The organism is Candidatus Zixiibacteriota bacterium (assembly GCA_021159005.1).
Taxonomy (GTDB): Bacteria; Zixibacteria; MSB-5A5; order UBA10806; family 4484-95; genus JAGGSN01.
Window position 1 is genome coordinate 42677 of sequence record JAGGSN010000073.1, and the last position, 12558, is coordinate 55234.

Annotated in this window: 8 protein-coding genes; all 8 read right to left on the reverse strand. The window is 42.7% G+C overall.

The window, feature by feature from the left end; genetic code table 11:
• Position 1: 1 nt before the first annotated feature.
• Complete coding sequence (locus tag J7K40_04525) at positions 2 to 2212, reverse strand: hypothetical protein (protein ID MCD6161664.1); 2211 nt, start codon at positions 2210 to 2212, stop codon at positions 2 to 4.
• Entirely contained in the window at positions 2202 to 3701 is a 1500-nt protein-coding gene (lnt, locus tag J7K40_04530; protein ID MCD6161665.1) for an apolipoprotein N-acyltransferase, read from the reverse strand. The genes J7K40_04525 and lnt overlap by 11 nt, the downstream gene beginning before the upstream one ends.
• Before the next feature lie 99 nt (positions 3702 to 3800).
• Positions 3801 to 5348: a 2,3-bisphosphoglycerate-independent phosphoglycerate mutase gene (locus J7K40_04535; GenBank protein ID MCD6161666.1), complete on the reverse strand. Its 1548-nt coding sequence runs from the start codon at positions 5346 to 5348 to the stop codon at positions 3801 to 3803.
• An 11-nt stretch (positions 5349 to 5359) separates the two neighbouring features.
• On the reverse strand, positions 5360 to 6400 hold the full coding sequence (locus tag J7K40_04540) for a phosphoribosylformylglycinamidine cyclo-ligase (protein ID MCD6161667.1): 1041 nt from the start codon (positions 6398 to 6400) through the stop codon (positions 5360 to 5362).
• Positions 6397 to 7056, reverse strand: a complete 660-nt coding sequence (locus J7K40_04545) for an HD domain-containing protein (protein ID MCD6161668.1) — start codon at positions 7054 to 7056, stop codon at positions 6397 to 6399. Before J7K40_04545 ends, J7K40_04540 begins: the two co-directional genes overlap by 4 nt.
• A gap of 53 nt (positions 7057 to 7109) precedes the next feature.
• A complete protein-coding gene (gene priA / locus J7K40_04550; GenBank protein MCD6161669.1) occupies positions 7110 to 9545 on the reverse strand; it encodes a primosomal protein N' in 2436 nt (811 codons plus the stop codon).
• A 33-nt stretch (positions 9546 to 9578) separates the two neighbouring features.
• On the reverse strand, positions 9579 to 10625 hold the full coding sequence (locus J7K40_04555) for a tetratricopeptide repeat protein (GenBank protein ID MCD6161670.1): 1047 nt from the start codon (positions 10623 to 10625) through the stop codon (positions 9579 to 9581).
• 15 nt (positions 10626 to 10640) lie between these two features.
• Positions 10641 to 12023, reverse strand: coding sequence for a DUF4139 domain-containing protein (locus J7K40_04560; GenBank protein ID MCD6161671.1), 1383 nt, complete (start codon positions 12021 to 12023; stop codon positions 10641 to 10643).
• Positions 12024 to 12558 lie beyond the last annotated feature (535 nt).

Consider the following 12558-nt stretch of genomic DNA (forward strand, 5'->3'; position numbering starts at 1 on the left):
ACTATCTGATAATGGCAAATTTGCCGCAACCGGATTTATCGCGCGAACGAGCATAAAAGAAATATATTCCGGCGGCTGCCATTTTATTGTTTTCATTTTTAAGATTCCAGCTGCGGCCTTCATAGAGAAATTTTCTCACTAATTCTCCCGCAGTATTGTAAATATAAATTTCAGCATCAGGGGGAACACGTAAAAACTCGATTTTAGTATCGCCCTGTTTTACATTTACAGGGTTGGGATAGACTGCCATATCATGCAAGTCCGGCGAGGGAGCCTCCGAACCCGACTCATATATGGATAAACCGTTAGCAGTGCCGACATACACAAAACCTGTGGTTTTATCAATTTCTATATGAAGCACGGCATTATCGATTAGGCCGGAATTTGCATTTTTAAAATCATCAATCCAAGTTTTTTGATTATCATCATCCCTGCTGGTAGATAATACTACTATGCCCAAATCTGTCCCAATCCATTTATTTCCCAAGCCATCAATAGCAATTGACCGGACAGTGCTAATATATTCATTGGGAAGATATATCGAATCAGTTCTATTATAGGTATCATGACTAACTAATCCAAACTCGCCGCCAATATAAAGCCTATCATATGGATCCATTGCCAAGGCAAAAACTCCTCCCTGCAGTTCAACAAGCGGTCGTATATCCGACCAAATATCGTCTTCGGTATCAGTGGAGTTGTTTCCAAAATTTAACCGATTTACATCCGTGCCGCCGACATAAATATTATTATCGTTGATATGCATAACAAGCTGATAATTATCGCTAATCTGCTGATTATCTTGAACATAAACTGCCCAAGTTGAATCATCCGGATTATGCACAGCCATAACTACAGGGGGATTTGAGCCTCTGTGGTCTAATGCCCAGATACATCCCCTACCATCAATTGCCACATCAGATATGGAAATATATTCATCAAGATAGGCGGTAAGCGGGCTGTTGGTTTCGTCAAAATTAACCCAGGTCGAATCACCATCAAAACTAAAAAGTCCATCCCCCCAGCTTGTAAACCAGACTAAATCATGAAAGACATCATACTCAACGGCAACAACAGCATTACCGCCAATTCCCGAGTTAGTATAGTTATAATTAACCCAATTTTCACCATCAAACTTTGTAACGCCCTTGTTGTTTCCATGAGCTAACCATAAATTGCCCGATGAGTCTATAGCGATATCTTCTATATTGTTGGATACAGGACCGGGGATTGTTAATACATTCCAATAATCATTATCATAAACACCAAACCCGCCGTTTGAGAAAGCTGCCCAGATATTACCCTGTCTATCTTCAGTGATACCTCGACAGCTTTGACTAATCAGACTATCGGTTGATATATGTTCCCAGTTATCGCCTGTACGCTGGAATATGCCGGCATTTGTAGCCGCCGTTAAACCGCTGGTGAGGTTCTTTAAGGCATAAATTTTTCTTGAGGGCGAATTTGCGCTGCTCCGGAATAAACTATCGGCTCCGAGATAATATACACCATTTTCGGTACCTATATAAACCGTATCGCCTACTGATTCCATACAGTATAATCCTGTATCAGGCAGTCCATTATAGCCTCGTCTGTAAATTTCCCAAAAAGGAGGATACTGAGGAAAATCATTATCTTTATCAATATAAGCAAGCCCGCTGTCTGTAACAGCCCAAAGATTATCGCCTATAATTTTAACCGCCCTAACAGCCATCTCGGAGGGCCAATCGCCAAGCCGAAGGATAATCTCTTTAAAGCCGCCGTTATCCATATAGATTAAAAACTTGCCGATACCAACATCCGCAGCAACCCATAAAACATCGCCATCGGCGACTAGATCGAGAATATTGTATCTTATATTTGTCGTTGATTTAAACAAATAGGTTTTGATTTCACCATCAGGTTCAATTTTTGAAATTGTGCCGTTGCTGCCGCCGGCAAAAACCGCTCCCGCCGAGTCTGTTTCAAGTGACAAAAGAACCTTATCGCCTAAGCCATCCGAGCTTAAGAGCTTTTCAATTTCTTCAGTCTCCGGATTGTAGCGAATTAGCCCTCCGGTCGTAGCGCAATAGACATGAAGGCTATCGCTTATAATAGCTTTGCTGTCATTGGAATTGGTAAAATTATGCCAGTCTCCAATCACCGCCAATAAATCCGAGGCAGAGAATATTATTATAACAAACAGCGCAACAGCAAGCAATCTATGATTCATAGCGTTCATTATATTTTCCCTTTTTATAAAAGGCAACAGCTAATATCAAAAAAATATTCCCCACAATACATGTTAACGGAAGAATATCTCCATAATGATTATAAATACTGGTTGATTTTTCAGGTTTAATCGAGCCGCATACAAGTTTTCTCTCAAACATATTAGTTTGAGATTTCATTCGCCCCCAGCGGTCAATAAACATCGTTACTCCGGTATTGGCGCATCGAGCCAGCGGAACCCTGTTTTCAACTGCTCTTAAAACCGACATTCGGGCATGCTGGTAGGGCAAAGATGAGGAGTCAAACCACATATCATTGGTTATTACTACCAGAAATTCGGCGCCCATGCGGCAAAAATCTGCGCAATAATGAGGAAATGCCGACTCGAAACATATAACTGCCGCAAAGTCTAAAGTATCTATGGAAAAAATGGTCATATTCCTGCCGGCCGAAAAATCAGCTTGGCCGAGACGAATCTCGCTTAATACCTTAAACCTTCCCGAAAAGGGAATGCGTTCGCTCACGGGCACCAATTTAATTTTTTCGTATATCGGAATTGAATCCGAACCAGGAGAAACCAAGATGGCGCTATTGAAATAAATATATTGGTGCTTCCCGATTTTATCATAATGAGGAACACCGCATAAAACATGAGTGTCAATGCTGTCCACAATGTTTTTTACTTGATTTAATCGGTTTGGTTCATGCATCAGGTAAAAAGGTGCGGCAGTTTCCGGCCAGATTATAAGGTCAACATCGCATAAATCTGCCTGACGAGTCATGTCAAAGTAGGTGTTCAAACTTTGCTCGCGGCCGCCTTTTTTCCATTTTATTTCACGGGTTATATTGCCTTGCAGCATCGCTATTTTAAAATTGCCGTCGTCGATATCAGGGGGAAGTCTTAACCAGCCATATAGTAAATAAATCAGCGGTAAAAACAGCGCTATACCAAATATTACCAAACGGCGTTTCGGAGTAAAGATTGATTTTAAAGAAACATAAAAAAGGATATTCACTATATGAATCATTAACGATATGCCGTAAACGCCGAATATCTCAGCCGACTGAATGATTGGCAAATAAAAGGTTTGAGTATAACCGTAATCTGCCCACGGAAAGGCAAGTTCGGTCAGCGTTCTAAGGTAATCCAAGCCAACCCATGTTAATGGCCAGCTTATATATGCAAGAGTCTTTGACCTTTTGGAGATAAAAGCATAAACCAAGCAATTTAAACCGGGAAGCAGAGACATAACTGCCAGCAAGCCCAGCGTGCCGGGGATAGTCGCCCAGAAAACCCCGTAGAGAATAGCAAAGTTAAATATCAAGCCCCATATATAACCTATTATAAATACCTTCCGAATTGATAATTCTTCGACAGCAAATAACAACAATATAGGAGACAGATAAATAATAAATCCTGTCTCATAAGGAGGAAACGAGATTGCGGTTAATAGAGCAGAAATGCTTGCTAAGTATATCCTGAATTTCATTTGCGGTTCATCTATAATAGTTGCGATTATTTATTTAATATCATTGGTGATGTTGAATATTTCATGTTGAATATTTAGAATATGCAAAGATTGCTTTTTTCACCTTACTACGCTGACTTTTTTCAAAAGCGTTTTACCTGTCATTTGCTCAGGCTGTTCTATTCCCAGATATTTCAGCATAGTAGGAGCAACATCAGCTAAGACGCCGCCGCTTTTAAGTGTATCCCTAAAATCATCATCGACAAGTATAAACGGCACTTCAAAAGTAGTGTGAGCGGTAAATGGTTCGCCGTTATCTTCTTTCATTTTCTCAGCATTGCCATGATCGGCAGTAATCATCACAATCCCGCCGGCATTTTTAACGGCTTTCACCACTTTGGCGACATTTTCATCGACAGTCTCGACAGCTTTCACGGCCGCCTCGAAAATACCGGTATGGCCAACCATATCGCAATTGGCAAAATTCAAAATGATAACGTCGTATTTATTTGATTCGATGCGTTTTAAAACCTCAGCGGTTATCTCCGGCGCCGACATTTCCGGCTGAAGATCGTAAGTGGCAACTTTAGGCGATGGAATCAGGCATCGGTCCTCACCCTCAAGCATCCTTTCAACTCCGCCGTTAAAAAAGAACGTTACGTGGGGATATTTTTCAGTCTCGGCGATTTTCAACTGCTTAAGCCCAGCTTCCGAAATTACCTCGGGGAAAATCTTGTCAAGCTTCACCTGAGGATAGGCAACCTCGGCTTTTAAATCATCCGCATAATGAGTCATCGAAACAAGATTGACGATAACTTTCGGCTCGCGCTTGAATCCCTTGAAATTTTCTTCTGTAAAGGCTTTGCTTATCTGACGGGCGCGGTCGGACCGGAAATTAAAAAAAATTACGCCATCACCGGAAGCTATTAATCCGGCATTCGGAGCGGCATTTGAGCTGACTATCGATTCCATGAACTCATCGGTGTTTTCGCGTTCATAATGTTCTTTGACCGTTGTGATAAAGTCATCGGTCTTCTCGCCTTTTCCGCCGCAGAGAAGGTCATAGGCTATTTTATTTCGTTCCCATCTGTTGTCTCTATCCATGGCATAATACCTGCCGATGACAGTCGATAATTTACCTACGCCGATTTCATCTGTCTTTTTCAGCAATTTCTTAATGAAACTAGCTCCCGAATACGGCGATGTGTCGCGGCCATCAAGAAAAGCATGAATATATACCCTATCCAATTTATGTTTGCGGCAAAGTTTTAAAATGCCGTACAGGTGATTCATCGAGGAATGAACACAGCCATCGGATAAAAGCCCCATAAGGTGAAGCGATTTTTTATCGTGTATAACTTTTTCTATACATGAATTAAATACGGGATTGGTGAAAAGTTCGCCATCGCTAATCGATTTATCGATACGGGTAACCTCTTGATAAACCACTCGACCGGCTCCGAAATTAAGATGACCTACTTCGGAGTTGCCCATCTGTCCATCCGGCAAGCCTACCGATAAACCAGATGCTCCCAGCGTTGTATGAGGGTATTCATTCCAGAGTTTATCTATATTTGGCGTGTTGGCTGTTTTTACGGCGTTGTAATAATCGGATGGGTTTATGCCGAATCCATCCATAATTATAAGTGTTACCGGTCGTTTTGTAATATTGCTGTTGTTCATAATCTAAGCTGCACTTTCTTTTTGCCTGTTTCACAAAAGCCTATATCATAAACATCGACATTTTTTTGTTTTGCTTTCTCAAATATTTGTTGGGAATTGTCCTTGTCGCATATGAGCGTCATCCCGATTCCCATATTAAATACCCGATACATCTCTTCATCCGAAACCGAGGCAATCCGGGCAATTGCCTTAAAAACGCCCGGCGGCTCCCACACTGATGTATCAATAACAGCCGATATGCCGTCCGGGATAATTCTATTGATATTCCCGTAAAATCCGCCGCCTGTAAGATGAGCAATCCCTTTAATAATACCCTCATCAAGTAAAGGCGAAACTATATCAAGATATGACCTGTGTACCGTCAACAGTTCATCGCTCACTTTTTTGCCGGTTTCCTCGATTGTATCGTCTGTTTGCATGCCGGCAATATCGAAAAAGGCGCGCCTTGCCAATGAATAGCCATTGGTATGAAGTCCGGTTGAGGCCAAGCCGATAATTTTGTCTCTCGGCTTGATTGAACTGCCGTCGATTATCTTATCGCTATCGACCCAGCCAACTATGAAGCCGGCGACATCATATTCGCCATCGCTGTAAAAACCGGGCATCTCGGCAGTTTCGCCGCCCAAAAGCGCCATATTATTTTCTTGGCAGGCAATAGTCAGCCCCCTGACAATATCCACAACAGTATCCGGCGATAGCTTGCCTAAGCCGAGGTAGTCGAAAAAGAACATCGGACGGGCGCCGCAGCATAGAATATCATCCACAAGATGATTTACCAGGTCCTGACCGATTGTATTATGCTTGTTTGTCAAAAAAGCAAGCTTCAGTTTGGTGCCAACGCCATCGGATGAGCCTACCAGGACTTTATTGGTTCCGGTAAGTTCCTTAAGAGAATACAATCCGCCAAAACCGCCATGAACTCCAAGCACGGAATCATTATGGGTTTTCTCCACTAATTCTTTTAGCATTGATTTTGCTTTATCCGAGGCGTCAAGGTTGACGCCGGATTTAGCATATTCGGAGGCGAGATTTTTCATGTTAGCCTTTGTCCGTTTATTTCAAGTTCAAACTTTAATCCTAAAAATTCAGCCGCCCGACGGCAGACCGACATACGTGATAAAAATATCTCAAAATATTCCATAACCGACGATACCGAATTATCGATTTTAATTTCAAGGACGATTCTTTTCTTAACATCATCAACCCGCAAAAAAGATGATTTAGCCGCCCAGTTTACTCGGTCGTGAATATCTTTTTTGATAAATTCGGTTGTCCGCACGCGCGATTGATGCACATCGGATTTATCTGCCAATATAACCGCCGCGCAAATATCCGATATGGGCGACCCGTCTTTTTCATCATGATTGCCGATTGCGGCGATTATTTCTATAATATCAATGTAATCCATCCCCATTTCACTTAGAATGTTTATAGCCATAACCGAAGCTGTCTGGGCATGGTAATCGCGATTTATAACATTGCCGATATCATGAAGATAGCCGGCAATCGCCGCCAACTGGGCGCGTCTTTCGCCTTTACCGAGACGGATCATTATGTTGTAGGCGATACTGGCGGCTAACGAGCAGTGCCTGTCGCCATGCTCGGTATAGCCGATAACGCCTAAATACTCGTCAGCCTTAGTGATTAAGGCGGCCACTTTTTTGTTTTGTTTAACATCATCTAATGTAATCAAATTGTCTCCACCGTATTTTTTAATGTAAGAGCATAAAAGCTGCAGGTCAAGCTCTATGTCATTTCTCTTGGGTCAACATCAATCTTTAGTAAAACTCCCTTATCCTTGCCGGGGTGCCCGGAAATAACAAAATCCTTTAGCTTCTTTTTAAAGTCGGCAGAAAACCTGCCTTTTAAAACCAATTGATAGTGATATTTATTGCCAAGGCGAAACACGCCAGTGGGAGCTGGTCCCAACACTTTGCCGGTTTTCAAGTTGGCGGCAAATTCTTTGGCTGATTTTTTAGCCGCCCAACGCGTAAACGATTCGTCTTTGCCGGAAAATACCAATCTTATGATTTTACCAAAAGGAGGATAGCTAAGTTCCCGCCGAAATAGCAGTTCATTACTATAGAATTTTTCGTAATTTTGGTCGGCAATAAAACCAAGTATCCCTGATGAGGGGTCGTATGTCTGGACAACAAATTCGCCTCGGTCATCGCTGTTTGCTGTGCGGCCAGCCCGACCGGCGGCTTGCACCAAAAGCTGGAACACTTTTTCGGAGGCTCTGAAATCCGGCACATGTAAGCCGGCATCGGCTAAAACTACGCCGACCATGCCAACCTGCGGGAAATGATGGCCTTTGGCAACCATCTTAGTTCCCATAAGTATAGGTTTATCGCCAATCTCGAATGTTGTGATTATCTTCTCGATGGCGCCTTTATGGGCGGTTGTATCCGAATCCATTCTTATTATGCCTTTTTCGCCCAAAAGCTCAATCAGCAATTCCTCCAGCTTCTGTGTGCCGATTCCCTGATAATCAAATGATGTGCCTTTACAGTTGGGGCATATCTCCGGCGCCGAGGCGGCATAGCCGCAAAAATGACAGCGTACAAGGCGGCCTTTTTTATGATAGGTCATAGCCACTTTGCAGTTGGGACAAAGCGCTATATAACCGCAGGCGCGGCACATTAATATACTTGAATAACCCCGGCGATTTAAGAGTATTATAACCTGCTTTTCATCGGCGATATTCATACACAACCGTTCGATAAAAGTTTCTGAGAGCGGCCAATATTTATATTCAACATCAACATTTTTCAAATCTACGGCATAGGCAGTTGGAAGTTTGCCGCCCCCATATCTTTCGGGCAATCTCAAAAGCTGATATTTGCCTGCTTGAGCGTTACAGAAGCTTTCCATCGAGGGTGTGGCCGAGCCAAGAACAGTTGTCGCACCCTCGATTTTTGCCCGCATCAAAGCCACATCACGGGCATTATAACGCGGCGGCGGCTCGGATTGTTTGAATGAATCATCCTGCTCCTCATCAATAACTATCAAGCCAAGATTATTCAATGGCACAAATACTGCCGACCTAACCCCAAGCACTACTTTCAGTTCTCCTGATTTGACTCGCCGATAGACATCCGCCCGCTGTCCTGCGGTTATCCGCGAATGCCACAGACCAATCGGGCATTCTACCGATGCTGAGAACCGCGCGATAGCTTGAGGGGTAAGTGAGATTTCAGGCAAAAGAATCAAGACCGACTTGCCGGCGGCAATAGCTTCCTTAGCCGCTTTAATATATACCTGCGTCTTGCCCGAACCGGTTACTCCATAAAGCAGAAATGTTGAGCCATTATTATTTTGTAATGAATCGATAATTGCTTCGGCGGCTTTTTGCTGGGCGGTATTTAATTTGACCTGCTCCGGGTTTTGTAATTCCGGCAGCGCTATGGCTCCATCGTATTCCCTGGTAATCTCGATAAAGCCCTCGTTAGTTAGAGCATCGATTATCGAACGAGAGAAACCCATAGCAGTAAGCTTTGACATAGCGGTACATTCGGGACTGCTTGATAAAACATCTATCAGCTCTTTTCGACGGAGTGTTAATTTCGACGCAGATGACGTATAATCGAAGCCGGCTTTCAGGCTAACCTTTGCAGCCGTTTTAGGCTTTGATGTTTTATAGTCAGCCGAAAGGAATAATATGCCGGTTTTTATCATTTCCTTGATAAGGGAATTCGATATGCCTGAAATAATTTGCTTGGCATGACTATAAATATAGCCGTTTCTATGTGACTTTATTTTGCCGTAAACGAATTGCCATTTTGAATCATCAGGTATTCTGTCGCCGGCACAAACTCTCATCCTTGCCCGGCCTAAAACGCCCGGCGGATAAGCGGCTTTTAAGACATCCCCGATGGGGCAGATATAATAATCGGCAAGCCATTTTATTAACGTTAGATGGTTTGCCGGAAGAGTATATGCCGAATCAATCAAGCCGCTTATTTTTTTCAATCGGGAATCAGGCAATGCAGGTTTGTTTGTATATTCCAAAACTGCGCCCACAGCCGAGTAATTGCGAAAGGGAACCATTACTAGTCTGCCAATCAGCGAACTTTTATCCTTCGATGATTGCAGATTTTCGGGAACTATATAGGTATAGGTCTTATAACCGGTTCCCGGAAGCGCTACTTGAATATACATAAAATAAATAAGGCAGCCCATTTGAGCTGCCTTATAATTAAAAAATGATAATTACTATTTCTTCTGACAGTTTTCAAAAGCTTCATTGGCCGCAATTGCTTCCTTTTTCATTTTCAGCTTAAGATATGTATTGGCAAGAAATTGCCAGCCCTCGCAATGGTCAGGATTATCCATGGTGAATTTTTCAAGATTACCTTTTAGCTTTGTTAGTTCCTCATCAGTTTTAGCGCATTGATATGTTGACAGCAGATATAGAAAATTATTATCTACATCAGAAGGTTCTAAAGAGACATATCGTTCAAATTTTTCCGCAGCTTTGCAGAAATTTTTCAAACTTAAGTTTAAGAGCGCCACATTTAGCCAGGCATCCGGATTATCCGAGTCGAATTCAAGCGCTTTGTTATACATTTCTAAAGCCTTAGTTGTATCGCCTCTTTCGAGATAGATATCGCCAATCCGGTATAAAACATTTGCATCGGTCGGGTTTTTATCGATTAACTTTTGGAGAACGACCTCAGCTTCATCAAATAATTGATTTACCATACACATATTAGCATAAAGCTTAGCGGCATTTAAACTGTCGGGGACAATTTCATAGGCTTTTTTACTCATATCGTAAGCTTTTTCCAACTGTCCTATCCGAAAAGCGCAGTCTCCGCCAAACATGTAAGGCTCATATCGATACGGCCAGCATACAATGCAGGACTCGAAGGCTTCTAATGCTTTCTCAAAATCTTTTTCTTGACGCGCCAAATCCGCTTGTTTAATAAGTTCATCCCATTTTTCCATCCTGATAGTATCAGCATCTATCTTAAAAGCGTCGCTTATTTCTACCGATTTCTTAAAGGCTTTATCCATTTCTACATAGTTGCCTTCCATCGAGTGGACCCAGCCCCAGAGGTAGTAAACCTCGGCATTATTCGGATAATTCTTTTCGGCTTTGGTCAGGTTCATTTTAACCCGATCAAGGTTAGGGTCTGCTTTGGGTTTTTGCCGCGTTCCCAGTTCAATTTTTACGGTTCTGATTTCTTTTGGCATACAACCCGCTATGAACACTGCGCTAATAATCAGCAGTATGCCCAGAGCAATTATGCGTTTCATCGTTCCTCCATAACATTAATATTTAATTGTATAAGTTAGTTTTGCCTCGCTATCGGCGGCCACCGGAATATCAAATTCAATTTTATAATTGTCAATTTTTCTGTAGTCCATATTGCTCTTAACTACCTTCCATTCCCGCCAACCTTGCGGGTGTTCAACCACAGCAACTACTATATCTTCATTTTTATGATTTTTCAAGCTAATTTCGCAACTTTCACGATAATGCTCACGGCTCAGCTCTTCTCTATCGACAATACTTCGCGTGCCGGTGATATCGAAAGCATCGCCGAGATAAACCCGCACTTTCTCATCTTTAGGCGTATGGTCGATAAGGTCTTCTCCCACAAACTGCAGAGCTTTCTGCGAATCCTCTTTATATACCCGCAATTTGCCTTTGGGAAGCGGCATGCCCAGCCCGGCTTTCTCGGAATTATCAAACTCGAGATTAGTTTTGATTTTCACTTTGTTGTCTTGAGAGCGGGAATAACGGCGCTGCTGTTGAGCATCAAATATATAAACTTTTTTCACCGCAGTCCGGGCGGGCGGAAACAATGTCAACTGTTTAATCTCTTTATCGTTTAATGTTGCCGGTCTGTTAAGCGTATAAAGATGATACTCGAAAAATGATTCCTCTTCGAACTGCGGTCTGCCGGAACCTTTGGGCATTGATGAACCATGCAGCATATTAAATTCACGCCCGCGCCGTTCGGTTACACGGTGAACATCCCCGGCAACTAATTTCAGCTTGGCATTATTATAGGCTGTACCGCTTGTATTGTTAACCGTAACCCAGCCGGATATATCAAGACGGTTATCATCTTTGGAGACCACCGCTACGTAATCGGCTTGCCAGTTGATGCCGCCGGTAAGATAGCTGACCTCGCATTTTTTGGAACCGCTTGAGGGCGATTCAATTTCCCAGCGTAATGTCGGCTTTAGGATAAGACCCTCAAGCGAGGGGAATTTGTAGTCGATGATTTTCACCAGCGCAATCATTACAACCTCACCGCCGGTATCTCTGAGAATTATGTTATTGCTGTCGTATGACATCAGCTTACCTTTATAATGTCTGTCATCCTCGCCGATGACCTCAATTGTTTTGCCAATAAACCGTTTCAGCAGAGATTCGGTAGAGACTAAGTCATACAAATAATTCTGTTCATATACAGCGATATTTTTATCATCCAAACAGCGGAAATTGACGCTGGTGGCATCGATTTGCGAAGCTACCTCATCAAAATCGAGAAAATTGACGCCTTTCTTGAAATTGAGTTCTCTGACATCTTTAACCAGCCCTAGGTTATTATTATAGATAGTGATAGCTACATCGCTCTGGCCGTCGGCGAATACGCCCGCATAAAAAACCAGAATTGACAATGTGATTAATAACTTTTTCATAAAATCCTCCAGTTAACATTATTTTATTATTATACGCCTGGAGGGGCATTTTTATTCCACCGCCGTTATTGTATAATAAACGAATTTTAAATGCAAGGAAAACTCCTGGAAATTATATTTTACTTTAAGACTGAATTATTACCAGAAAATACCGGAGAGTTGAAGTAGGTCAACTCCACTTGGGACTTGATCCGCCAGTTAAATAGGTCAAGCCTCAAATAGGCTTGACTTGAAAGACGGTATCTACTGGGCTGATAATTTCCGCGAAGGCAGGAACCCTTTCCTGCCTTCTGTTGCGAGAGTGCCGATGTCGTCAGGAAATCCGCCGCGGCGGACTGACGACGCTTTCTGGCGACGCAGGAAACACACCCCTAACTTCCCTCAAGAGGGGAATAATAAATGTTGGCACATGATAACGTGTGCTACCCACCCTATTCTCTCGCGAGAGTGGAATAATATTTGCGTTAACACGTTATATCACTACTGTCCGGCCTTTTGTCCGCCTTAGGCGGATGCTATAGTGATGTCATTCCCA

Coding starts and splice junctions, on each gene's coding strand:
- J7K40_04525 (MCD6161664.1), bottom strand. CDS start 2,212: ATGAATCATAGATTGCTTGCTGTTGCGCTGTTTGTTATAATAATATTC.
- lnt (MCD6161665.1), bottom strand. CDS start 3,701: ATGAAATTCAGGATATACTTAGCAAGCATTTCTGCTCTATTAACCGCA.
- J7K40_04540 (MCD6161667.1), bottom strand. CDS start 6,400: ATGAAAAATCTCGCCTCCGAATATGCTAAATCCGGCGTCAACCTTGAC.
- priA (MCD6161669.1), bottom strand. CDS start 9,545: ATGGGCTGCCTTATTTATTTTATGTATATTCAAGTAGCGCTTCCGGGA.
- J7K40_04555 (MCD6161670.1), bottom strand. CDS start 10,625: ATGAAACGCATAATTGCTCTGGGCATACTGCTGATTATTAGCGCAGTG.
- J7K40_04560 (MCD6161671.1), bottom strand. CDS start 12,023: ATGAAAAAGTTATTAATCACATTGTCAATTCTGGTTTTTTATGCGGGC.